Here is a 23,515-nt window from a genome sequence, read left to right on the forward strand (position 1 = left end):
ACCCGCCCCAGAAGCCAGCTGCGTCAGAGCCGGTAGACCACCGCGCCGTCGATCTCCTGTCGGGTGATGCCGAGCGTGTCGACCGGGGCGTCGATCGTGATCTCCCACGGCGTCCCGGCGACCTGTCCGCGCAGCAGCACCACAGTGCGGACGCCGAGCGTGCGCAGGTAGTCGACGCTGGTCTGGTCGGGGAACGACTGAGTCACCCGGCGGACGTCGTCGAGCTGGCGTGGGGTGAAGCCGCTGCCGCCGTTCACCACGTCCGGGAATCCGCTGGTGGACCAGAGCATCACGTGCTGGTCCAGGCTCTGGTTGCTGGGTAGCACCAGCAGCGGCCCCTCCACCGTGCGCAGCGCGGCCGGCTGGGTCGGCACCACCGGATGCGGGGTGGTGTTCAGGCCCTCGACGGTGACCAGCAGCAGCGGCAGCAGGGTGGCCAGGCGCAGCCACGGCCCCGGCCAGGACGGGATCCGCTGCGCGGCCAGGTCGCGGACCCGTTCGGTGAGGGCGGTGACCGCGCCCGCGGCGAGCAGGGCGAGCAGCAGCGTGGTCCAGAGCATCAACCGGCCGGGGGTACGCAATGCGTTCCAGCCGGGTGCGTGCTCGAACAGCGGAACGTAGGTGAAGGCGCCGTCGAAGAAGCGGGTGCCCATCGCGAAGGCCATCGTCAGCAGAACCCCGGCGAGGAGCAGCAGCCGGTGCCGCAGCCGCCAGACCGAGAAGAACAGCCCGCCGGCGGCCAGCGCGTACAGCACGAAGCCCGGCAGCAGGGTCATCTCCGGATGCCACGGCAGCGCCGCTCGGGCGCCCTCGTGCAGCCCGCCCCAGATCCGCGACTCCGCGGGCGCGGTCACGAAGCCGGACGCCGGCGGCGAGAAGATGCTGATGTCACCGATGGTGCGCTCGGCGTACGGGTGCAGCTCGGTCACCTTGAAGTACGGGATCGCCATCAGCAGACCCACCCCGGCGAAGAGCAGCCCGCCGACCCCGTCGGCGACGAGCAGCCGGCGGCCGAACGGCAGGGCCTGGCCGGTGCGGAGTCGCCGCGCGTAGAACAGGACGGCCGCGACCAGCACCGCGCAGGCCAGGAAGTACGCGAACGGCAGACCGATGCCGAAGCCGAGGCTGAGTTGCCAGGCCGCCACCAGCCAGCCGGCGTAGACCCAGCCGTCGTGCCGGCGCTCGGGCCGGTAGCCGTGCCGCAGCGACCAGCCGTGCCCACGCGCCAGCATGGCCAACGCCAGCGGGATCCCGCCGTTGGAGAGCACGTGCAGGTGCCCGGCCTGGGCCAGCAACCACGGCGCGTAGGTGTAGGCGACGCCGGCGACCGCGGCGCCGATCCGGCCCGCGCCGAGTTGCCGGGCCAGCGCGTACGCCCCCAGCGTGGCGAGCGCGTGCGCCAGCACGAACATGATGTTGTAGCGCAGCACCGCGTCCTCGGGGCCGCTGCCGAGCATGCCGGCCGGGGCGTAGCCGAGCAGCGTGTCGGAGAACGCGAAGCTCCACAGCTCGGGGAAGAACGTGTTGGACTGCCACAGGCGCGCGGGCTCGGTCAGCAGGATGTGCCCGGACCAGGCCATCTGCCACGCCTGCAGGCTCGGATCCCAGTAGTCCTGCGGGAGGGTGTAGCGCGGGTAGCGCAGCGTCGGCCAGGTCATCAGCACGGCCAGCGCCAGCGCGCCGAGGCTTGCCAGGGTCCACTCGTGGATCAGGTACCGGCCGACGGCGCGGGCCGACCGGCTGAGCCGGGAGGGCACCGGCTCCGGCGCGGAGGCGAACGCCTCCCAGCGCTCGGATCCCGCCGACTTCGCCTCACCGTCGGCCTTCACCGGACCGTCTGGTTCGCCGGTCTTCCCGCCCTTGGCTACGTCGCCGCTCTCGGCCGGATCGCCTTCGGCGGCACTGTCCTTCTCCGCGCCGTCCTTGCCCGCGCGTTCCTTGACGGCACCATCCTTCTCCGCACCGCCCGTAGCCGCGCCGGGCTTGGCCTTACTGTCCGTGGCCGCGCTGTCCTCGGCCGCGCTGTCCTCGGCCGCGCTGTCCCCGACCGAGCCGGGCTCGGGGCCGTCGTGCTTCGTGGAGCCGGGCTTCGGGTCGTCGTCCCTGGCGGTGGCGGCTTTCGTACCGTCGTTGGTGACGATGCTGGCTCTCGTACCGTCGCCGCTGACCGTGTGGTCCGTGCCGGCGGCGGCGGTCGTGGTGCCGGAGGCCGTGGCGGCGGTGCGCGCCGCCGGGGTGGGGGTGCCGGCGGCGGCCGGGATCGCGGGCCGGATCCGGGCGTCCCCGGTGGGGGTGGGCCGGGCGCTTCCGGTCCCGGGCTGGCCGGTCGTCATGCTGCCGTACTCTCCGTCCCGAGCTGCTGGCGGAGGAAGTCGATGTCGGCGGCCTGGCCGGCGACACCGCCCGGTGTCTCGACGACCACTGGCGCGCCGGCAGCGCGGATCACCGCCACCACCAGCTCCGGGTCGATCGTCCCGCCGTCCAGGTTGTCGTGCCGGTCCTGGCCGGAGTTGAAGGCGCCCTTGGAGTTGTTGGCGTGCACCAGGTCGATCCGCCCGGTGATCGCCTTGACCCGGTCGACCAGGCCGAGCAGTTCCTCGCCGCCGGCGTACGCGTGGCAGGTGTCCAGGCAGAAGCCGACCTCGTGGTCGCCGATGGCGTCCCAGAGGCGGGCCAGCGCGTCCAGTCGACGGGCGCACGCGTTGTCGCCGCCGGCGGTGTTCTCGATCAGGACGGGGACGCCGAAGCCGCCGGAGTCGGCCGCGTACGCGAATGTCTTGCGCCAGTTGTCGAAGCCCACGGCCAGGTCGTCCCCGGCGTTGACGTGCCCGCCGTGGACGATCAGGCCCTTCGCGCCGATCGCGGCGGCCGCGTTCGCGTGCCCGAGCAGCAGCTTGCGGCTGGGGATCCGGATGCGGTTGTTGAGGGTGGCCACGTTGATGACGTACGGCGCGTGCACGTACAGGTCGACCTCGGCGGCGCGCAGCCGTTCGGCGTCCTCCCGGGGCTTGGGCGCCTTCCACCCCTGCGGGTCGGAGAGGAAGAACTGCACGGTGTCGGCGGACCGGGCGGTCGCCTCCGTCAGCGGGTCGGTCGAATCGACGTGGGCTCCGATACGCATGCGAGCGAGCCTACGTCGCGACCCCGACGGGTGGGGCGACCGGCCGGTGCGGTGACGCCGTCGACGGCGACACCGAACGGACCGACGATCGTTGATGGGATTGAGTCGGCGGCCAGCGCCGGTGCCGTCGATGGCGTGACCGCCGCGTACGGCAACCGGTGGTCGACGGACCGACAACGAGGTCACCCCCGCCGCGCGGCCCGGCGTGGCGGGGGTGACCCCCCGGGCACATCAGATCCGACCGATGAAGAATCTCGGAAATTTGTGCTTTTTCCCCCGACAAGGTACGAGAGCCGTTGTATCGTCAGATAACAACACGATAAAGCTCCGCGGGGCGTCTTCGGTCCAACCTCATCGGTGTGGTCGTTCCTCCCCAGGTCCCACCCAAGGAATGCGGACGGGACGCCCCGCGGCCTCGTTGACGGGGGTCCACCACCGGCCGGTGACGGTCGGACGGTGGGCCCCCGTCGGCACGTCCGGGCGCTGGCCCCACCACCACAGGCATGATCGTTCGGACCGGGTATCCTGGTCAGGTTGTCCGCGTCCGGCCGGGTTCCCCCGGTACGTGCGGGCAGCGACGCACGACCTCCTGCCACGGAAGGACCGTGGCCGCTTAGCCCACAGGAGGTGAGCACGTCTTGCGTCATTACGAAGTAATGGTGATCCTCGACCCCAGCCTCGAGGAACGCACCGTCGCCCCGTCGCTCGACACGTACCTGAACGTGATCCGGACCGCGGGTGGCTCGGTTGAGAAGACCGACGTGTGGGGCCGCCGGCGCCTCGCGTACGAGATCAACAAAAAGGCCGAGGGCATTTACGCCGTCGTCGACCTGCAGGCCACGCCTGCCGCGGTGGCCGAGCTGGACCGTCAGCTCCGGCTCAACGAGTCCGTGCTGCGCACCAAGGTCATCCGGCCGGAGATGCGCTAAGCATTCAACCCGGTTCGCCCGGATCAGCCTCCGCGGCTCTGTCATACGGCTCTGGGAGCCTGTACGACGAGACGCTGAGTGCGCGAGGAGATGGTCATGGCAGGAGACACCACCATCACGGTCATCGGCAATCTGACCGATGACCCCGAGTTGCGGTTCACCCCCTCCGGGGCGGCGGTCGCCAAGTTCCGAGTCGCCTCGACGCCCCGTTTCATGGACAAGGCGTCGGGCGAGTGGAAGGACGGCGAGCCGCTGTTCCTCGCTTGCACCGTGTGGCGGCAGGCCGCCGAGCACGTCGCCGAGTCGCTGCAGCGTGGCGCTCGGGTGATCGTGTCGGGCCGGCTCCGGCAGCGGTCCTACGAGACCCGCGAGGGTGAGAAGCGCACCGTCATCGAGCTTGAGGTCGACGAGATCGGCCCGTCGCTGCGCTACGCCACGGCGAAGGTGCAGAAGATGTCCCGCTCCGGCGGTGGCGGTGGCGGCTTCGGTGGCGGTAGCGGCGGCGGTGGTGGTCAGGGTGGCGGCGGAGGCAACTTCGACGACCCCTGGGCTTCGGCCGCACCCTCTCCCGCGCGTGCCGGTTCGGGCGGCAACTTCGACGAGGAGCCCCCGTTCTAATGGCGCCGAGCGCCCGCGATCGCAAACCAGGAGCACGAGCAATGGCCAAGGCTGCGGCACTTCGCAAGCCGAAGAAGAAGGTGAACCCGCTCGACAAGGACGGGATCACCTACATCGATTACAAGGACACCGCGCTGCTGCGCAAGTTCATCTCCGACCGCGGCAAGATCCGCGCTCGACGGGTGACCGGCGTGACCTCGCAGCAGCAGCGGCAGATCGCCCGTGCGGTCAAGAACGCCCGTGAGATGGCGCTCCTGCCGTACACGGCTACCACCCGCTGAGAGGAGGCACCGATATGAAGATCATCCTGACTCAGGAAGTGTCCGGCCTCGGTGCCCCGGGCGACATCGTCGAGGTCAAGGACGGCTTCGGCCGTAACTACCTGCTGCCGCAGGGCTTCGCGATCGCCTGGACCAAGGGCGCGGAAAAGCAGGTCACGGTCATCAAGCGGGCCCGCTCGGCCCGCGAGATCCGCGACCTCGACCACGCGAACGAGGTCAAGGGTCAGCTCGAGGGTCTCAAGGTCAACATGAAGGCCCGCGCCGGCGACGGCGGTCGGCTCTTCGGCTCGGTCACTTCGGCCGAGATCGTCGACGCCGTCAAGGCCTCCGGTGGCCCGGTCCTCGACCGGCGCCGGCTGGAGGTGCCGGGTCACATCAAGTCGACCGGCACCTACCCGGTGAAGATCAAGCTGCACCCCGAGGTGACCGCGTCGTTCAACCTGAACGTCGTTCAGGGCTGACACCAGCGACACCACCACGAGGGCCCGTGCCGAGCGATCGGTGCGGGCCCTCGTGCGTACCGTCGTCGGGCCCGCGCCCGGTCAGCCGATCGCCTGACCGGTCACCGCGCTAATCAACACCGTGGAAAGGCCCCCGCCCACCACCGCGGCGGCGAGCGCGATGGTGGCCGAGCGCCACGTCGTACCGACCCGACGCAGCAGCGCCGCCACCACCAGACTGCTCACCAGCGCCAGCCCGAAGCGGGGCGAGCCAGCGAGCAGCGACTCCAACGCACGCGACCGGGGCGAGTCGCACCCGCCTCCGCTGATGTCGGTGACGCACCCGGCCGGTGCCTGGCTGCCCAGGGTCAGCAACCAGACGAAGACCAGCACCGCCGGCAACAGGTAACAGGCGGCGGTGTACAGCAGCGGCCGGATGGACCCACCCGGATCCGGGTCCAGCAGGTCGTCCTCCAGGCGCCGCGCCCAGCCGCCCGTCGCCACGGACTCGACCCGCCGGCGCACCGAGGCCACCCCCACCGGCGGTTGGTCCACCCGACGTCGTGGCCCACCACCACGGGGCACGGGAGCACCACGGGATACGGGAGCGCTCCGCGGGCGCGGGGCGGTGTAACCCACCACCGGGGACCGGGGTGCCGACGTCGACAGATCCATCCAGCGTGGGTCGTCACCGGCCAGCCGAGTGCCGGACCAGAACCGGTCGTCCCCGCTCGGCGGCCAACCCTCGGCCGCCACAGACCGGTCGGAGCGCGGCGCCAGCGTCCGGTCCCACTGGTCGTCCTCGACCGCGGACCGCTCCCACTGGCCGGTGCGGTCGGACCGTTCCCAACCACCGATGCTCTCCGCCTGCGCCCACTGCCCACTCAGGTCCGTGCCATCCGCCTCGGCCACCGGCGGCCACGCGTGCACGCCCGAGGCGTCCCACGGGTCCACCGCCGGCGCGTACGACGGGTCGGGCTCAGGCGCAGGGTCGGATCCGCGCTCCCACGGGTCGGCCGCCGGACGGGTCCAGGACTCCTCCGCACGACGGCTGCGCCGGGTGGGCCGCTCCGTTTCCCAGCGGGGCACCGGCTCGGCCGGGGCGGGCTCCAGGTCACCGCCGGACCAGATCACCTGCGGGCGGCCGGCGGGCGCACGCCGGGGACGGCGGTCCGGGACCGCGCCGGAGACCGGCTCCTCCTCCGTCGAGTCGGCACGCCGGCGGCCGGCGTACCCCTGCTCCTGTGGACGGTCGAGCGTCCACTCCCGGGTGTGGTCCGAGTCGGGCGCCGCGCCGATCGCCGGTCGCTCCCGCCAACCCGTCTCACTGACCAGCCGCCGGGTGCTCGTCGTCTCGCTGGCCCGCCAGCCGGCTCCGGAACTCGGCAGCTCGGGCTCGGCCTCGTCGTCATCCGGGGCGGCGTGACGGCCACCGCCGTCCGCGTGCCGGACCCCCGACTCCAGTGCCCACCGGGGCAGGTAGGCGTCGACCGGCTCGTCCTGCCCCCGATCCAGTGCACGCCGACGGCTGGAGGTGCGATAGCGCCCGTCCTCGTCGTACGGGTCGACCGGAAGGGGTGGCACGCGCTCACCCCACGAGGCGGTCGGCCGGCGCTCGCGCGGGCTGCCCTCCCCGCGTCCCCAGTCCCGGTAACTCACGGCCGGAGTGTGACCCTTCTGAACCGAAAGCGTAATCCGCTGTCCAGGTGTAGCCGTTCGCTGGAGATAGTACGGGACGATCGTGTCACAGGCCCGACCGAAATATTCTCCTCCACAGGCTGGGGACCGCATATCCGCAGGTCAACGAGGTATGACCCGGAATTCCCCAAGCGTTGTCCACAGGCTGTGCACACGCTGCGCACATGCTCGTCCACGACATCCACAGGTTGTCCCGAGGCTCGTCCACCGCCGCTGTTGAGTCGCTGACCTCGCGGTCCGTATGGTTGGCCCTCGACCGCCGGCGCGATGGCCCCCGATCGACCGGCCCGGTCGGGCGGAATTGTCGTACCGAGGCGATAGAGCTGGAACCGGATCCGGCGCAGTGGAGGGGGGACCCGTGTCGGTCACCGACGACATGCGGGCGGAGCCACGCTCCGGCGGCCAGCCGCCTGCGCAGCGCGACGGCCAGTTCGACAAGACCCCGCCCCAGGATGTCGCAGCCGAGCAGTGCGTCCTTGGCGGCATGCTGCTCTCCAAGGACGCCATCGCCGACGTCGTCGAGATCCTGAAGACCAACGACTTCTACCGGCCGGTGCACGCCACCATCTTCGACATCATCCTGGACATCTACGGCCGGGGTGAGCCGGCCGACTCGATCACCGTGGCGGCGGCCCTCGCCGACTCCGGCGATCTGGTACGCATCGGCGGCGCGCCCTACCTGCACACTCTCATCGCCAGCGTGCCCACCGCCGCGAACGCCGCCTACTACGCGCGGATCGTCAGCGAGCGGGCGGTGCTGCGCCGGCTGGTCGAGGCCGGCACCAAGATCGTGCAGTTGGGTTACGGCACCGCCAACGGCGGCAGCCGCGACGTCGACGACATCGTGGACCTCGCCCAGCAGGCCGTCTACGACGTCACGGAACGTCGGGTCAGCGAGGACTTCGCGGTCCTGGCGGACATGTTGCAGCCGACGCTGGACGAGATTGAGGCGGTGGGCGCGCAGGGCGGGATGATGACCGGCGTCCCGACCGGCTTCACCGACCTGGACCGGCTGCTCAACGGCCTGCACGCCGGGCAGCTCATCATCGTGGCCGGAAGGCCTGGTTTGGGCAAATCGACCGCAAGTATGGACTTTGCCCGGAATGCCGCTATCCGCGCCAACCAGGCGGCCGCCATCTTCTCGCTGGAAATGAGCAAGGTCGAGATCGTTATGCGGCTGCTGTCCGCCGAGGCGCGGGTGCCGCTGCACGTGCTGCGCAGCGGGCAGCTCTCCGACGATGACTGGACCAAGCTGGCCCGGTGCATGGGCGAGATCAGCGAGGCGCCGCTCTTCGTCGACGACACGCCGAGCATGAACCTCATGGAGATCCGGGCCAAGGCCCGCCGGCTCAAGCAGCGGCACGACCTCAAGATGATCGTGGTCGACTACCTCCAGCTGATGACCTCGCCGAAGCGCACCGAGAGTCGGCAGCAGGAGGTCGCCGACCTCTCCCGTGGCCTCAAACTGCTGGCCAAGGAGGTCGAGTGCCCGGTCATCGCGGTCAGCCAGCTGAACCGTGGCCCCGAGCAGCGCACCGACAAGCGACCCCAATTGTCCGATTTGCGTGAGTCTGGCTCAATTGAGCAGGATGCTGACGTTGTCATCCTGCTGCACCGCGACGACTACTACGACAAGGAGTCGCCGCGGGCCGGGGAGGCGGACTTTATAATTGCTAAGCATCGGAATGGTCCCACCGATACTGTGACTGTTGCGGCCCAATTGCATCTATCGAGATTCGTCGACATGGCTATCGGATGAGGGATACCGCTTTTCGTCTGTCGACGGCGCAAATCGCGGCGGTTGTTGAACGTGCGCAGACGGGCGAGAGTCTGACTCGAATTGCGAACTCGTATGGCGTCAGCAGGCAGGCTGTACGTGGTCTACTGCGAAGGCGAGGCGTGCCAGCTCGGTCGAGGGCAAAGTTGACCGAATCGGAACGTTCAGAGGCGGTAAGACAATACACCGAAGGCTTGTCTGTCACTGAGGTGGCAAAGAACTTCGGTTTCACCGAGCCGGGGATGCGCGGACTGTTGGTCCGCCGTGGCGTCGTCCTTCGGAAGACTGTTCACACGCTTCGACACGACGCGTTCGACCTGCTGACGCGGGAAGCATGCTACTGGCTTGGGTTTCTCTTCGCCGACGGATGCGTGACGTACCGGGCGGGCCATCTCCCGCAGATCTCCGTAGGGCTTGCCCAGCGGGACCGCGAACACCTTGTCTCGCTGCGTACCTTCCTGGGTTCGACCAGTAGCATCTCCGCACCAAGCCCCACGCACGGGTCGTGTCAGTTTTCGGTGCGCTCGAAGCGCCTTGCGGAGCGCTTGATGGCTCTGGGGAGGTATGGCGGCCCGCTCAGCGACGGGCTGACTGAATCACGCGACTTTTGGCGCGGTGTCGTCGATGGCGATGGCTCAATCGGTAAGTACCGGCGACCGAGTCCTAGTCAATCGACGTTCTCCCAATTCAGGCTTGTGGGCAGCAAGCGGCTACTCGATTCGTTCGCGGCGTTCCTTCAAAGGAATGATATCGGCCGTCTGTCTGTCCGCCCGCACAAAACGATCTACACGATCGGAACAACGTGCGGGCCTGCGGAAAAGATAGTGGCTTTGCTGTACGCGGAAGCGGAGGTCGCGTTGGCGCGGAAAGCAGAGATCGCGAAGAATATTCTCGACGGCTGAATATTCCTCCGGCTGACTCTTGTTTCCTTTCGAGCAGGAAGGGCGGCGGGTCAGCCGAGCAGTGGAAACCAGCCTGCCGACTCACCCAGCTCCAGCCGGTCCCAGTCGGTCAGCGGGACGCGCCCGGTGGCCTTCAGCAGGAAGTCGTGGTCGTCCCATGCGGTGGGTCGAACTGTGTCGTCGCTCATCAGGCCGTCCATGGTCGCCACCGCGACCCGTACCGCGAGGGGACCGGGCGGCGGCGCGTCGGGCAGTTCCAGCGTCAGGTCCAGGTGATGCACCACGGCCTCGGTGGTCAGGGTGGCGAGGAAGTCCGGTACGCGCAGCACGTGCCCCTGCGTGGTCACGTACCCCGTCGGGTCGGCTGCGGCGGCGGCCCGGACCGCCGCCGGGGCGGTGTCTCGCCAGAGCCGGACGATCCCGGACGGTCGGTCGAACGCGGCGGCCGACCGGCGGACCCACCAGGCGTGCCGGGCGTCGTCACCGCCGCCGGAGGGAAAGCCGCGCCAGTAGCTGACGTCGTCCACGTCGGCGGGGCCGTCGGCGGGACTGGCCAGCGCGACCAGGGCCCGCTGGGCGTCGCCGAGCACGTGGAAGAGCACGTCCGCGACGAGCCAGCCCCGGCAGCGGGTGGGTCGTTGCAGGTCCGTGTCGTCCCGACCGTCGACCACGCCGGTGATCGCGTCGTACGCCTGGGCCAGCGCCTCGGCCGACCGGATCGCGCTCATGCGATGCAGCCTCGCACGGACCTTCCCGCCCGCCAACCATCGGCGACAGTTGCGGTGGGTGAAGCGCCCGGGCCGACGCGCGGGTCGGCCCGGGCGGGATGCTGACCTCGGCTCAGCCGAACATCTCGTCGAGGAAGCCCTTGCGCTTCTTGTGCCGGTAGTGGCCGTGGTAGCCGTGGTGCTGCTGGCCGCCGTAAGCCGGCGCCGGCGGGTAGCCGTGGGCGGGCGGGGGCGGTGGCGGCGGGGGGACCGCACCGTAGCCGGGCTGGTGCTGCGGCGGTGGGTAGCCCCCGGGCTGCTGAGCGGGCTGCGGCGGCGTGCCGGCCTGCTGGCGGCTCCAGTTGGCCTCCGCCTCGAAGAGCTTCTCAAGCTCGCCGCGGTCGAGGAAAATGCCTCGGCACTCCCCGCACTGGTCGATGACGACGCCGCTGCGCTCGTACTGACGCATTTCTCCGTGACACTTGGGACAGGTGAGACTCATCATCCGAAGGTACCCGGTCGAGTCACGCGGTCGCCGTAAGCGCCTCGATCACCTCCTCGTCGGGCACCTCGTGGAAGTCCTCGTAGTAGACGCTGACCGCGCCGAAATCCTGCGGGCGCTGGGCGCAGACGACCTGGTCGGCCTCGGCGGCCAGTAGCTCGTACGCCTCCTGCGCGCCGACCGGCACCGCGACCACCACCCGGCGTGCGCCGAGTCGGCGGACGACCTCGACGGCGGCGCGCGCGGTCGCGCCGGTGGCCAGGCCGTCGTCGACGATCACCGTGATCCGCCCGGCGAGGTCCAGCGGAGGGCGGCCGCCCCGGTAGAGCCGCTCCCGGCGCTCCAACTCGGTCTGCTCCCGGTGGTTGACCTCGGCGATGTCGTCGCTGCTGAGCCGACTGGCCACCGCCTCGTTGAGCACCTGCACGCCGCCCGGGCCGAGCGCGCCGAAGGCGACCTCCCGGGCCCACGGCATGCCGAGTTTGCGGACCACCAGCACGTCCAGTGGCGCGCCGAGTCGTTCGGCGACGACCCGGGCCACCGGCACGCCGCCGCGGACCAGGCCGAGGACGACGACGTCCGGCTCGCCGATGAGTGCGGTGAGCCGATCGGCGAGCACCCGGCCCGCCTCGGCCCGGTCGCGGTACGTGGTCATGCCTTCAGGTGTACGCCCTGTCGCGTCGCTCCGCCCGGCAGTTACGCCGAAGTGGTCCGACCGGACAGCTCGCCGGGCACCAGGACGGTCGACGAGTCGGTGGTGCGGTGCAGGGCGGGCGCCCAGGTGAGCAGGGCCAGCGGGTACAGCAGGTAGCCGAAGCGGGTCGAGGGCATCAGGACGATCGCGGCGAGCAGCCCGTACCCGCAGATCAGCGCGGTGGCGACGGCGGTGCGCGGCGGGCGGCGGGCGAGTCGGACGGCGATGGCCAGGCCGGCCGCGACCAGCAGCGCGGCGGCGATCAGCCGGCCGGCGGGCAGCGCGGTGGCGATCAGATAGCCGGGGAACGGGGACTGCGCGGGGCTGGTGACCAGACCGTGGCCGAGCGGAAAGCGCAGCACGTTCTCGGTCAGCGCGTCGCGGTCGACCAGCAGGGCCGGGAGCAGGGCCGCCACGGGTAGCCCGATCGCGCCGGCGGCGACCCGGGTGCCGGCCCGCCGGGTCAGCCCCCACGCGATCAGGACCAGGGCGACCGGCCAGGCGAACAACTTCAGCGCGCTGGCGAGCCCGACCGCGAGGCCGGCCCGGCCGGGCCGGTCGGCGGCGGCGAGCGCGAGGGCGAGCAGGCAGAGCGCGAGTACGGGCAGGTCGTCGCCGCCGGTGGCGAGGGTGAGCGCGCAGATCGGCAGTACGGTGGCCGCCTGCACGCCCCGCAGCAGGGCGGCGCCCGGACGGTCGTCCGTGCCGGCGGGGTGTGCGCGGTGGGCGGCGCGCAGGGCGGCCACGGCCAGGGCGAGCGCCAGCGCGGTGCCCACCGCGAACCAGACCCGGGCATCGGTCCAGGCGGCGTCGACCAGGGCTCTGGGCAGGCCAAACATCGCCATGCCCGGCTGGTACGGCGTGTAGCCGAGCAGCTGCTCGGCGGGCGGCAGGGCGGCTATGGCGTCGCGTCCGAGGTACGGCGTGCCATGCTCCAGCAGGCGCGCCCCGGCCTGCTCCACGACCAGCACCTCCTCCTGGGCCCGGTCGGTGCGTCCGGTGGCCCGCTCGACGCTCTGCCAGAGCACGGGCAGCAGGGCGGTGCTCGCCCAGACGAATCCGGTGACCGCCCACCGGGCTGGCAGGCCGACCAGCCGGGAGGCCGAGCCGCGTCGGCGAAGGAGGAGCTGGACGACCACCGCCAGTGTGGCGATCAGGTAGCCGACGGTGGCGACCGCGCCCCAGGCCCGATGCGGCAGCAGCGTCGAGGTGACCGCGGTGATCGCGGCGAAGACGGCCGAGACGGCGTAGAGACCGAGGTCGAGGGCGAGGCCCCCGGCGGCGGTGTCGAGCGTCCGCCAGCGACGGCGAAGGGCGGTCGGGTGGTCGGCGGTCACGCGCGCCAGTCTGGCAGACCCCCGGCCAGCTCGATGTTCCGCGTCGTTCAGGCGGGGAGGTGGGGAAGTCGGTCCGGGCGGGACCGCCCGCCCTGGCGGCGGTTCTGGGTCAGCCGGATCACCGCGCCGGCGTCGTGCAGCGGCGTTGCGAGGGCGCCCGGGCGGCCGCCCGAGCCGCGCTGCAACGCCGCGAGGAGAGTGCCGGCGGGCATCGGCCGGGCGAACAGGTGCCCCTGGCCGGCGGTGCAACCCAGCTCCCAGAGGGCCCGTCGCTGCGGCTCGCTCTCCACCCCCTCGGCCACCACGTCAAGGTCGAGGCTGCGGCCCAGGTCGAGGGTGGAACGGATGACGGCGGCGGCCTCCGCCGAACTCTCCATCGTCGTCACGAAGCTGCGATCGATCTTCAGCTCGTGCACGGGGATCCGGGAGAGCAGTGAGAGCGAGGAGTAGCCGGTGCCGAAGTCGTCCAGTGCCAGCCGGATGCCCTCGTCGCGCAGCCGGCTCAGCACCCGGTCCACCACGTCGAGCTGGCTGAGCGTCAGCGTCTCGGTCAACTCCAGCACCAGCCGGTCCGGCGGCAGGTCGTGGGCACGCAGGCGGGCCAGCACCGAGCCGGGGAAGCGCGCGTCAAGCAGGCTGCGCGGGGACACGTTGACCGCGACCGGCACGTCGAAGCCGGCGTCGCGCCAGCCGGCCGCCGCGATCAACGCCTGGTCGAGGATCGCCTCGGCGAACGCCGGTAGCAGCCCGGAGCGCTCCACCGCCTCCAGGAAACGCAGCGGATCGATCATGCCGTGGGTGGGGTGATGCCAGCGGGCCAGCGCCTCCGCGCTGGTCACCTCGCCGGTGCCCAGGTCGACGATCGGTTGGAAGTTGACGACGAACTCGTGGTCGGCGACCGCCCGTGGCAGGTCACCGCCGAGGGTGAGCCGGCCGAGGTCGGCGGTGTCCCGCGCCGAAGCGTACGTGGAGATCCGTTGACCGGCCCGCTTCGCCTGGTACATCGCCACGTCGGCGCGGCGCAGCAGCTCCGCCATGCCGCCACTGGCCGGGGCGACGGAGATCCCGCCGCTGGCTTCGACGCTGATCCGCATGCCGTCCAGCTCGAACGGTTCGTGCAACGCGGCGAGCAGCGTCTCCGCCCGGTGCGCGGCGACCGCCGGGGCCGGCAGCCCGCGCAGGAGTACGGCGAACTCGTCGCCGCCGAGGCGGGCCACCAGGTCACTGGCCTGGGCGGCGCCCCGCAGACGTTCGGCCACCTGCACCAGTACCTGGTCGCCGGCGGCGTGCCCGAGCGTGTCGTTGACCTCCTTGAAGTGATTGAGGTCGATCAGTACCAGCGCGGTCACCCCGTCCGCGTGCCGTCCGCTCAACTGCTCGGTGCCCTTGTCGAGCAGGTGTCGACGGTTGGCCAGGCCGGTCAGCGCGTCGTGCGCCGCGGCGTACGCGTGCTCGTCGGCCACCCGTGCCAGCTCGGCGTACGCCTGGGCGTTGCGTACCGCCGTGCAGAGCGCGGAGGCGAAGGTACGCAAGGTGTACTGCTCCCGTTCGGAGAGCTGCACGGGGCCGCGGAAGCGCAGCCGCAGCGCGCCGACATCGACGGACCGGTCGTGGCCCTCCAGCGGCGTGGCGACGACCGTGCCGTCCACGTCGGTGAGCGTGCCGGCCAGTCCGTCGAAGGTGATGCCGCTGGTGCCGCCGCGCACCGTGCGGGCTCCGTCGCGCAGCTCGATCTCGACCTCGTCGGCGGAGAACAACTCGGCGGCCTGGGTGACGGCGGTGGTGAGGACGTTGTCCAGGTCCACCACGTTGAGCGCGTCCGTGGTGCGGGCGAGCCGCTGCCACGCCTGCTGCTCGGTGCGACCCCGGATACGCGCGGAGTAGGCCAGGTGCAGGCTCAACATGAGCGGTGGGACGGCGAGCAGCAATCGCGGGTCGACCTGGAGGATGAGCAGCGTGCAGAGGGCTACGACGAAGCGCACACCGAAGCCGGCGAGCCGGAGGTCAAGGTTGTTCAGGAATTGCCGGGAGACCCGGGTGCCGGTCGCGAGCGCGATCACCGGGATCGCCAGCAGGTCGTCCAGGAGAGCGGCGACCAGGTAGATCGCGCCCAGCAGAGTGACGAGCTCTGCCATGCCCACCGGTGGCCACTGCCAGTGGACGGCCAGGGCGACGGCGCTCGCTCCACCGGCGACCAGGATGTTCTTGCTGACGCCGAACGCCGTCTTGATCGGCGGGAGCTTCATGACGGCCGATGCGATGCCGACACCGGTGCCGGTCGCCAGCACCACCCAGGCGGGTGGGGCCACCGCGAGCCCGATCACGATTGCCGTCTCGATCCAGGTGATGGCGTGCGTGGTCGAGCGGATACGGATCGGCGACTTGACGATCGTCCCGAGGGCTGTCATGAACGTCAGCGCGACGAAGGTCGCGCCGTGGCCCACCGTGTCGGGCGGGTGGGCCAGCACGTCCGTGACGGCAAGAAGTGTCGGGCCGATGGCCAGTATGACGACGAGACCGACGAGCAACAGCAGTTGTCGGTCTGTCCTGGTGGTGTTCTCTGGGGTGACCCGACTCATGAAGCTCCTGTCGTCGCCGACAGTTACATGTTGACGACGGGAGCTTACCGCTGAGTGTCACTCCGATGTCAGTGCCAGTCGCTGCCGCGCATTGCACGCTCCCTCCACTCATCCGGCCCGGGTTCGGTATCCCCCGGGGAACTTCGTGACGAGAGCCTAAAGCGAAGTCGATGCAGTTAGCAGTAATAAATGTCGGTATGCGCAACATTAGCCAAGCTGGAGGGTTTTGTGACGTTGTGTCCATGGCCTGTGAGCGGAGCGCGGTCGACTTGTTCGGCCGGCAGCTCGCATGTTGCCAACCACCGTCGGAGGATGTGCGCGGGGCCTGCCCCGACGGTTCCTCCTCAGTCTGACGAGCAGACTCCCCAGCCTCATCCGGAGTTCGGTCTCAGGGTAGATCCGGTCGGATGAATCTGCGCCCCATGCCTTAGTGCCGCCGGTCCACAGTTTGCGGTGAAGGGGGCATGGGTTCAAATTCCGGACATCACCAATTCTCGCGCAGTGAGCGTCCGAACACCATCGATCCCGATCCTGGCCGCCCTGCCGTGCGGCTTGCCGAACTCAAGTTGCAGTTCGAAACGCCGAAGCAACAGACGGTGTGCGCGGCCCGCCAGTTCCGCTGCGCCCAACGTCCGCAGTCGACAGCGATTCTCCGACGTATGTTCGAAGCTGGATTCCGGGAAGGTGCCGAACCGGCAGCGAATGGTTACCCATTGCAACTCGATTCGGTCTCACCTTGCAGGTCCGGGCTACGCGACGAGGATCTGAAGGGCCGCCGACTCCACCTGTTCCCGGTGGTCGACCGGCGACCATTTCATACATCGCCACGCATTGACCCGCTGGGTAGCCTTCCGCACCCGGATGTGTGACGGTGAGCAGGCCGCCACCATCCCAACGGACGGCACCCGCGCCCGGCCGGCACCTCGGGGCGTCGCTCCTTCCGAGCGCCATCCGGTCGTACCGCACCGATAGGCTCACCGCCGTGACCGAACCCGCGCAGCTCAGCCACGTCGACCGCGCCGGTGCGGCCCGCATGGTCGACGTCTCCGCCAAGCCGGTGACCGGCCGGCTGGCCGTCGCCGCGGGCCGCCTTCGGACCACACCCGAGGTCGTCGACCTGCTGCACCGCGACGGCCTGCCCAAGGGTGACGCGCTGGCGGTCGGTCGGCTGGCCGGGATCATGGGCGCCAAGCGCACCCCGGAGCTGATCCCGCTCTGCCACCCGATCGCCCTGCACGGCGTCACCGTCGACCTGCGGCTCACGGTCGACACCGTCGAGATCACCGCCACCGCCCGCACCGCGGACCGGACGGGGGTCGAGATGGAGGCACTCACCGCGGTCGCCGTCGCCGGTCTCGCCCTGGTCGACATGGTCAAGGCCGTTGACCCGGCGGCCTCGGTGGAGGCGGTCCGGGTGCTTCGCAAGGAGGGCGGCAAGACCGGCGAGTGGGTCCGACCGGAGGACCGGCCGTGATCCGGGCCCGGGTGATCGTCGCGTCGAACCGGGCCGCGGCCGGCGTCTACGCCGACACCAGCGGTCCCCTGCTCGCCGCCGGCCTGCGCGAGCTGGGCTGCCAGGTCGACGATCCGGTGGTGGTGCCCGACGGCGAGCCGGTCGGCGCGGCCCTGCGAGACGCCCTCGCCGACGGCATCGACGTGGTGTTGACCAGCGGGGGCACCGGGGTCACCCCGACGGACCGGACGCCGGACGTGACCCGGGGTCTGCTGGATTACGAGATCCCCGGCATCGCCGAGGCGATCCGCGCGCACAGTCGCGACCGGGTGCCCACGTCGGTGCTGTCCCGAGGCCTGGCCGGGGTGACCGGTCGGATGCTGGTGGTCAACCTGCCCGGCTCGACCGGCGGCGCCCGGGACGGGCTGGCCGTGCTCGGGCCGATCCTCGCGCACACCGTCGACCAACTGCGCGGCGGAGACCACTGACCGGTCCGCGCCCAGGCCCGGCGGGTGTCGGTCCGCCCCGATAGGCTCGGCGGGTGAGCACGGAAACCGCACCAACCGCGGACCGGGTCGCCGCGCCCCCGCCGGCCGGGTGGGAGGAGGCGCGCTCCCGCGTCTACGCGGTCGGCCTGGCCGCCGCGCTTCCCACCCTCTCCCGGCCGCTGATCGACACTGACGGGCTGACCCTGGCCGAGCCGTTGACCGCCCGCACCGACCTTCCCGCCTTCCCCACCTCCAGCGTGGACGGCTGGGCGGTGCGCGGCGCCGGCCCGTGGCGCGTCGTCGGCCGGGTGCTGGCCGGCAACACCCCCGCGCCACTCAGCGAGGACGGCACGACCGTCGAGATCGCGACCGGCGCCATGGTGCCCGAAGGCGCGACCGCCGTGCTGCGGGTCGAGGAGTCGACCACCACCGACGGCCTGGTCAGCGGCACGCCCCGCCAGACGCCGGAGTGGCGGCAACCGGGCGAGGAGGCGTACGCCGACGAGGAGCTGCTCCCGGTCGGCACGCCGGTCGACCCGGCGGTGATCGGCCTGGCGGCGTCCTGCGGGCACGACACCCTGCGGGTCCGGCGGGCGCCGCGCGCCGCGCTCCTGGTCTTCGGCGACGAACTGCTCACCGCGGGTCCGCCCGCGGCCGGCCGGGTCCGGGACGCGCTGGGGCCGGCGGTGCCCGCGTGGCTGCGCCGGTACGGCTGCCAGATCCGTCCATCCGACGTGGTCGGCCCCGTGGCCGACACGCTGCCCGCGCACGTGGCTGCCCTGCGCGCGGCGCTGGCCAACGCCGACCTGGTCTGCACGACGGGCGGCACGATGCACGGCCCGGTCGACCACCTGCACCCGGCGCTCGAGGCGCTCGGCGCCGACTACGTGGTCAACACGGTGGCGGTCCGGCCCGGCTTCCCGATGCTGCTGGCCCGGGTGGCCGGCGCCGACGGGCGGGTCCGGTTCGTCGCCGGGCTGCCGGGCAACCCGCAGTCCGCCATCGTCGCGCTGGTGTCGCTGGTCGCCCCGCTGCTCGCCGGCCTCCAGAGTCGTCCGATGCCGGTTCTGCCGCAGGCCACCTTGGCCGAGGCGGTGCCCGGTCGTGGCGACCACACCCACCTGGCGCTGGTCCGGCTGGACCGGGCCGCCGGCACCGCGTTCCCGGTGCGGCATGTCGGCTCGGCGATGCTGCGTGGGCTGGCCGGTGCGGACGGGTTCGCCGTCATTCGGCCGGGCACCAACGGCGATCCCGGTGACCGGGTGCCGATCGTGCCACTTCCGCTGCTGACCGGGGAGCGTTCGTCGTGACGGCGCCGGCGCTCACCTTCGGCCAGGTCACCGACCAGCCGCTGGATCTGGCCGCGCACGAGGCGGCGGTTGCCGACCGGCGGGCCGGCGCGGTGGTCTCCTTCCAGGGTGTGGTCCGCGACCACGACCACGGGCGCGCCGTGGTGAGCCTGGAGTACGAGGGGCACCCGAGTGCCGAGCAGGTGCTACGCGAGGTGGCCGCCGAGATCGCGGCCGAGCCCGACGTCTACGCGGTGGCGGTCTCGCACCGGGTCGGTCCGCTGGCGATCGGTGACGTGGCGCTGGTCGCCGCCGTGAGCACCGCCCATCGTGCGGCGGCATTCGAGGCCTGCGCCCGTCTGGTGGACGAGGCCAAGGCGCGGCTGCCGATCTGGAAACGGCAGGTCTTCGGCGACGGCACCGAGGAATGGGTCAACTGCCCCTGACCGCTCAGCGTCGGCCGTTGACCAGCACGGCACGCGCCAGCCGATCGCCGTAGAACGCCGGCTCGGCGCCCGGGCGCCAGGGCAGCGCGGCGACCAGCACGATCAGCGCGAGTGCGAGCGAGTTCTCCATCAGGGCGCCGAAGAGACCGTCCTGATAGTGCGACATCTCGGGCAGCTGGTGCTCGTACGGCCAGATCGGGGAGATCAGGAAGAGCAGGTAGAGCCCGATCGCGGCGACGCCGTGCCGGAGCCCGGTCAACGTCGGGTACCAGATCGGCGGGCGGAGCCCGTTGACCCCGGGCAGGCCGCCGAACGCCAGGCCCTGACCACTGCGCTGGGTCAACCCCCGGCTCGCCTCCCGACGGCGCACCGCCGCGTCGGCCAGCACGATGATCGCCGGGATCACCCAGACCAGGTGGTGCGTCCAGGAGATCGGACTGATCACGTTGGCGGTCAGACCGACCAGCGTGAACGCGGTCAGCTCGTCACCGTCGGCGCGGGAACTGGCCGCCCGGGACAGGCCCAGCGCCAGGATCAGCACCGAGAAGGAGAACCAGAGCAGACCGGGGGTCTCGATCGAGTCGTACAGCCGGGCCAGCAGACCGGCGAGCGACTGGTTGGGCGTCATGTCCGCCGCACCGACCCGCTCGGTCTGCCAGAGGACGCTGCCGAAGTAGGCCCGCGACTCGTCGCCGACGATCGCGAAGGACCCCACCGTCACGCCGATCGTGGTGCCGATCGCGGTGGCCGCCACCCGCCACTGGCGGGTGATCAGCAGGTAGGCGATGAACAGCGCAGGGGTGAGCTTGACCGCGGTGGCCAGGCCGATGCCCGCGCCGGCCCAGGCGCCGCCGTAGACGAAGCGCAGCAGGGGGCCGTCGGTCGCCGCGTAGTGGGTGCCCCGGCGGGAGCGCCACCGCAGCCCGATCAGGTCAGCCATGATCAGCGCGAACAGCAGGATGTTGACCTGGCCGTAGCCGAGGGTCTCCCGGCCCGGCTCGATCGCCACCGCGAGCGGCACCGCCACGGCCACGGTGAACCACAGCGGCCAGGCCAGCCGGTCCACGATGGGGCGGAGCAGCCCCGCCAGCACCAGCGCCAGCGCGGCGATGCTGGCCAGAGCGTTGACCATCCCGGCGGCGCCGATCGGCAACTGCGCCATCGGCAGCATGGCCAGCCCGGCGAACGGCGGGTAGGTGAAGCCGAGAGTTGTGCCCGGCGCGATGAACTCGTAGAGCTCATGACCGCTCGCCCACCACACCACCGCGCCGTGGTAGATCTTCATGTCGAAGAAGTTGTACGGCCGCCCGAACGCACCGATGGCCAGCCATGCGGCGTAGGCGACGGCGACCACGACGGCACCCCGTACGACTTTCGCGCGATCGATCCCGCGCGCCACGCGTTGGATTTGGGCGAGGCGGTCCGCCCGTCTACCGACAGTCGTCGGCATGGCGTGGCCACCCCCGTACCAAGATCGTCCTACCCGTCCAGGTCCTGCACGGAGCCTAGAACGGCGCCTCACGTCAGTGCCTCCCGCGTTATGCGACCGTGTCCGATCCCACACATGTTTTTGACATTTCCACCGCGTTAACGCCTACCGGGCGGTTCAGGTAATTCGTCGCCTTAGCGGGGGTGGGGGTGATGAAGGAACGGATCGAGGCAGGTCAGCCCGGAAGCCGACGCGCGGTGGAGGCGGACCGGACGGCGATCCGGGCCTCCCGTCGGGCGGTGCGGACCGCGCGCTGCATCGAACGTCGAGAGTGGCCGATGCGATGACCGGTCCGCCACCGTAGACCCGGCTTGCCCCCGGTGTCGGCCGCGGCGAGCAGCAGGCCGCCGAAGAGGCCCAGGTTCTTCAGAGCGTGAACCTGGTTGTTGTTCCGGGCCACCGGGTCGTCGTTGTTCCAGAAGGGATGCCCGGCGATGGTGACCGGCACCAGCGTGCCGGCGAGGACCAGCGCGGCGGGTCGGCTGAACCGACCGGTGGCCAGCATCAGCCCGGCGCCGACCTGCGCCGCGGCGTTGAGCCGGATCAGCGTCTTGGTGTCGGTGGGGAAGTTCGGGTGTGCCTTCTTCAGCATCGGCGTGACCTTGTCGGTCACCGGCTTGGCCGCCACCGCCAGCCGGTCCGGGTTGCGGAAGTTGCGGTACCCGCTGACCACGAAGATGCCGCTCAGCATGGCGCGGGCAAGGGAGCGTACGGGCTTCATGGATCAGTCATACCCCGTCACGGCGTTTGCTACCCCGGCAACCGCCGGATCCGAATCGGTGGCCGTACACATCCGCCACGCCGATTCGAGCGACCATCGCTGATGGAACGGCCGTCACGGGTAACGTCGCGCGGGTGACCACGCTGCGGCTACGACCCGAGGACCCGGCCGACACCGGCCCGGTGCGTCGGGTGCTGGCTGGCGCGTTCGCCCGGCCCGACGTCGCGACACCGCCGGAGGTGGGCCTGGTCGAGGAGCTGCGCGGCACCGACGCCTGGTTGCCGGAGCTGGCCATGGTCGCCGAGTACGGCGGCGAGGTGGTCGGATACGCGCTGCTCACCCGGGTGCGGGTACGACCGGAGCAGGGCAGCGACGCGTCCGCCCTCGCGTTCGGCCCGGTGGCGGTCGCTCCGCACCGGCAGCGGCTGGGGCACGGCACGGCGGTGGTGCAGGCCGCTCTGGACGCCGCCACCGAGCTGGGCGAGCGGCTGGTCGTGGTCCTGGGCGATCCCGCCTTCTACCGCCGGTTCGGCTTCGGCCCGGCCGGCGAGCTGGGCCTGACCAGCCCGTGGGCCGGTCTCGGGGAGCCGTGGCAGGCGTTGGTGCTGCCGCCGTCCACCAGCGAGGAAGGGCCGCCGCCCGCCGGCGAGGTGCTGTTTCCGGTGCCCTGGTCCCGGGTCTGACCCGGCCGGGTCAACGCGGGTGCCCGTCAGGCTGGCTGGGTGCGCAGGTACCGGCCGAAGTGCGGAACGGTGAAGGCCACCGTGCCCCGCTCACCGGAGTAGATCAGCCCCTTCTTGATGAGCGCGTCGCGCGCCGGGGAGAGGCTGGCCGGCTTGCGGCCGAGGGCCCGGGCGATCTCCGCGGTTGGCACCGCGGCGTCCATGTCGTCACGGACCGGACCTCCGGACTCGCCCTCCACCAGGGACAGCGTGGCCATCGCCCGCATGTACTCGCGCTCGGCGGGCGTCGCCCGCTCGAACCGGGAGCCGAAGAAGCCGACCGCCAGCTCGGCCTCCGCCTCGGGCGCGGCGACCCGGACGTCGGCGGCGGTGATCGGCGAGCGCGGAGCATGGTCCCAGGTCGCCTTCCCGTACGCCTGGACGAAGTAGGGGTAGCCGCCGGACTTCTCGTAGAGAAGGTCGAGCGCCTTCTGCTCGTACTCCACCTCCTCGCGCTCGGCCGGCGCGCACAGCGCCTGGTCGGCGGCGATCCGGTCGAGCCGGTCGATGCGCTGGTAACGGAACAGCCGCTCGGAGTACGACTTCGCGGCGCTGAGCACGGCCGGCAGGTGCGGCAGGCCGGCGCCGACGACGATCAGCGGCGCGCCGAGCTGGGACAGCTCGTGGCAGGCGGCGCAGAGGGCTGACACGTCCTCCGGGCCGAGGTCCTGCATCTCGTCGATGAAGACAGCGATGCCGGTGCCCACGTCGCTGGCCACGGCGGCGGCGTCAGTGAGCAGCTCGACCAGGTCGATCTCGATGTCACCGGAGTCGGCCCGACCACTCGCCGCCGGCACGTCGATTCCGGGCTGCCACCGGTCGCGCAGCTTCGGGGCGGCCCCACCCCGGCCGGTCGGGGCGGACCGTTGGGCGAACGCCTTGAGGACTCCGAGGAAGGCGTCGATCCGGTCGGGCGCGCGGTGCCGGGGCGCGAGCTCCCGGACCGCCATGTGCAGCGCGGCGGCGACCGGGCGGCGCAGGGACTGATCCGGCCGTGCCTCGATCTTGCCGCTGCCCCAGAGCCGGTTGATCGCCTGCGATCGGAGGGTGTTGAGCAGGACGGTCTTGCCGACACCGCGCAGCCCGGTGAGCATCAGGCTGCGTTCGGGGCGACCTCGGGCGATGCGCTCCAGCACGATGTCGAAGACGTCCAGCTCCCGCCCCCGCCCGGCGAGTTCGGGCGGGCGCTGACCGGCGCCCGGTGCGTACGGGTTGCGGACCGGATCCACGCATCGCACAGTATCGGGCCCTCTAGCTGAGGGGCTAGACATGGATAGATGGGGCTACCGGCGTGTCGGGGCCGTCGACAACAAACTAGGGCT

At 71.3% G+C, this 23,515-nt stretch carries 23 protein-coding genes; 12 read left to right on the plus strand and 11 right to left on the minus strand.

Annotated features, from left to right (window positions below; translation table 11 throughout):
- Nucleotides 1-23 precede the first annotated feature (23 nt).
- Both ABZU69_RS26980 and ABZU69_RS26985 read right to left on the minus strand, forming a co-directional pair.
- Entirely contained in the window at nt 24-2,333 is a 2,310-nt protein-coding gene (locus ABZU69_RS26980; RefSeq protein ID WP_354967119.1) for a hypothetical protein, read from the minus strand.
- Entirely contained in the window at nt 2,330-3,121 is a 792-nt protein-coding gene (locus tag ABZU69_RS26985) for a deoxyribonuclease IV (protein WP_354967120.1), read from the minus strand. The genes ABZU69_RS26980 and ABZU69_RS26985 overlap by 4 nt, the downstream gene beginning before the upstream one ends.
- A 638-nt stretch (nt 3,122-3,759) precedes the next feature.
- Here ABZU69_RS26985 and rpsF point away from each other — a divergent pair.
- The 4 genes from rpsF (at nt 3,760) to rplI (ending at nt 5,410) form a co-directional block, all read left to right on the plus strand.
- Nucleotides 3,760-4,050 carry a 30S ribosomal protein S6 gene (gene rpsF / locus ABZU69_RS26990; RefSeq protein WP_074315517.1) on the plus strand — a complete coding sequence of 97 codons (291 nt, stop codon included), beginning with the start codon at nt 3,760-3,762 and terminating at the stop codon, nt 4,048-4,050.
- A gap of 78 nt (nt 4,051-4,128) precedes the next feature.
- Nucleotides 4,129-4,668, plus strand: a complete 540-nt coding sequence (locus ABZU69_RS26995; RefSeq protein ID WP_172899022.1) for a single-stranded DNA-binding protein — start codon at nt 4,129-4,131, stop codon at nt 4,666-4,668.
- Nucleotides 4,669-4,709: 41 nt separating this feature from the next.
- Nucleotides 4,710-4,949 (plus strand): 30S ribosomal protein S18, encoded by a 240-nt coding sequence (gene rpsR / locus ABZU69_RS27000; protein WP_013289355.1) that lies wholly within the window; start codon nt 4,710-4,712, stop codon nt 4,947-4,949.
- A gap of 14 nt (nt 4,950-4,963) precedes the next feature.
- Nucleotides 4,964-5,410, plus strand: a complete 447-nt coding sequence (gene rplI, locus ABZU69_RS27005; protein ID WP_354967121.1) for a 50S ribosomal protein L9 — start codon at nt 4,964-4,966, stop codon at nt 5,408-5,410.
- An 81-nt stretch (nt 5,411-5,491) separates the two neighbouring features.
- Here the strand turns inward: rplI and ABZU69_RS27010 are convergent, their stop codons facing one another.
- Nucleotides 5,492-7,048 carry a hypothetical protein gene (locus ABZU69_RS27010; RefSeq protein ID WP_354967122.1) on the minus strand — a complete coding sequence of 519 codons (1,557 nt, stop codon included), beginning with the start codon at nt 7,046-7,048 and terminating at the stop codon, nt 5,492-5,494.
- A gap of 397 nt (nt 7,049-7,445) precedes the next feature.
- Here ABZU69_RS27010 and dnaB point away from each other — a divergent pair, with 397 nt between their 5' ends.
- Nucleotides 7,446-8,846 (plus strand): replicative DNA helicase, encoded by a 1,401-nt coding sequence (dnaB, locus tag ABZU69_RS27015; protein WP_354967123.1) that lies wholly within the window; start codon nt 7,446-7,448, stop codon nt 8,844-8,846.
- 164 nt (nt 8,847-9,010) lie between these two features.
- Nucleotides 9,011-9,766, plus strand: a complete 756-nt coding sequence (locus tag ABZU69_RS27020; RefSeq protein WP_354967124.1) for a hypothetical protein — start codon at nt 9,011-9,013, stop codon at nt 9,764-9,766.
- A gap of 50 nt (nt 9,767-9,816) precedes the next feature.
- On the opposite strand, the gene ABZU69_RS27025 is transcribed toward ABZU69_RS27020, so the two are convergent.
- From ABZU69_RS27025 to ABZU69_RS27045, 5 genes are all read right to left on the minus strand, one after another.
- On the minus strand, nt 9,817-10,494 hold the full coding sequence (locus tag ABZU69_RS27025; RefSeq protein WP_354967125.1) for a maleylpyruvate isomerase N-terminal domain-containing protein: 678 nt from the start codon (nt 10,492-10,494) through the stop codon (nt 9,817-9,819).
- Nucleotides 10,495-10,606: 112 nt separating this feature from the next.
- Nucleotides 10,607-10,978, minus strand: coding sequence for a zf-TFIIB domain-containing protein (locus ABZU69_RS27030; RefSeq protein WP_354967126.1), 372 nt, complete (start codon nt 10,976-10,978; stop codon nt 10,607-10,609).
- Between the two features lie 19 nt (nt 10,979-10,997).
- Nucleotides 10,998-11,630, minus strand: coding sequence for a phosphoribosyltransferase family protein (locus ABZU69_RS27035; RefSeq protein WP_354967127.1), 633 nt, complete (start codon nt 11,628-11,630; stop codon nt 10,998-11,000).
- 41 nt (nt 11,631-11,671) lie between these two features.
- On the minus strand, nt 11,672-13,006 hold the full coding sequence (locus ABZU69_RS27040) for a glycosyltransferase family 87 protein (protein WP_354967128.1): 1,335 nt from the start codon (nt 13,004-13,006) through the stop codon (nt 11,672-11,674).
- A gap of 47 nt (nt 13,007-13,053) precedes the next feature.
- Nucleotides 13,054-15,585, minus strand: coding sequence for a bifunctional diguanylate cyclase/phosphodiesterase (locus ABZU69_RS27045; protein ID WP_354967129.1), 2,532 nt, complete (start codon nt 15,583-15,585; stop codon nt 13,054-13,056).
- Nucleotides 15,586-16,049: 464 nt separating this feature from the next.
- On the opposite strand from ABZU69_RS27045, the gene ABZU69_RS27050 reads away from it, so the two are divergent.
- From ABZU69_RS27050 to ABZU69_RS27070, 5 genes are all read left to right on the plus strand, one after another.
- A complete protein-coding gene (locus tag ABZU69_RS27050; RefSeq protein WP_354967130.1) occupies nt 16,050-16,454 on the plus strand; it encodes a hypothetical protein in 405 nt (134 codons plus the stop codon).
- A gap of 113 nt (nt 16,455-16,567) precedes the next feature.
- Complete coding sequence (gene moaC, locus ABZU69_RS27055) at nt 16,568-17,059, plus strand: cyclic pyranopterin monophosphate synthase MoaC (RefSeq protein ID WP_089018438.1); 492 nt, start codon at nt 16,568-16,570, stop codon at nt 17,057-17,059.
- A complete protein-coding gene (locus ABZU69_RS27060; RefSeq protein ID WP_354967131.1) occupies nt 17,056-17,526 on the plus strand; it encodes a MogA/MoaB family molybdenum cofactor biosynthesis protein in 471 nt (156 codons plus the stop codon). The genes moaC and ABZU69_RS27060 overlap by 4 nt, the downstream gene beginning before the upstream one ends.
- Nucleotides 17,527-17,579: 53 nt before the next feature.
- Nucleotides 17,580-18,836 carry a molybdopterin molybdotransferase MoeA gene (locus ABZU69_RS27065; protein WP_354967132.1) on the plus strand — a complete coding sequence of 419 codons (1,257 nt, stop codon included), beginning with the start codon at nt 17,580-17,582 and terminating at the stop codon, nt 18,834-18,836.
- On the plus strand, nt 18,833-19,261 hold the full coding sequence (locus tag ABZU69_RS27070) for a molybdenum cofactor biosynthesis protein MoaE (RefSeq protein ID WP_089018440.1): 429 nt from the start codon (nt 18,833-18,835) through the stop codon (nt 19,259-19,261). The genes ABZU69_RS27065 and ABZU69_RS27070 overlap by 4 nt, the downstream gene beginning before the upstream one ends.
- A 4-nt stretch (nt 19,262-19,265) precedes the next feature.
- Here the strand turns inward: ABZU69_RS27070 and ABZU69_RS27075 are convergent, their stop codons facing one another.
- A complete protein-coding gene (locus tag ABZU69_RS27075) occupies nt 19,266-20,711 on the minus strand; it encodes a glycosyltransferase 87 family protein (protein ID WP_354967133.1) in 1,446 nt (481 codons plus the stop codon).
- A 214-nt stretch (nt 20,712-20,925) separates the two neighbouring features.
- Nucleotides 20,926-21,471, minus strand: a complete 546-nt coding sequence (locus tag ABZU69_RS27080) for a DoxX family protein (RefSeq protein WP_354967134.1) — start codon at nt 21,469-21,471, stop codon at nt 20,926-20,928.
- A gap of 134 nt (nt 21,472-21,605) precedes the next feature.
- On the opposite strand from ABZU69_RS27080, the gene ABZU69_RS27085 reads away from it, so the two are divergent.
- Nucleotides 21,606-22,154: an N-acetyltransferase gene (locus ABZU69_RS27085; protein WP_354967135.1), complete on the plus strand. Its 549-nt coding sequence runs from the start codon at nt 21,606-21,608 to the stop codon at nt 22,152-22,154.
- A gap of 26 nt (nt 22,155-22,180) precedes the next feature.
- Here the strand turns inward: ABZU69_RS27085 and ABZU69_RS27090 are convergent, their stop codons facing one another.
- A complete protein-coding gene (locus ABZU69_RS27090) occupies nt 22,181-23,422 on the minus strand; it encodes an ATP-binding protein (protein ID WP_354967136.1) in 1,242 nt (413 codons plus the stop codon).
- Between the last annotated feature and the right edge of the window lie 93 nt (nt 23,423-23,515).

This window comes from Micromonospora sp. NPDC005206 (assembly GCF_040608175.1).
Taxonomy (GTDB): domain Bacteria; phylum Actinomycetota; class Actinomycetes; order Mycobacteriales; family Micromonosporaceae; genus Micromonospora.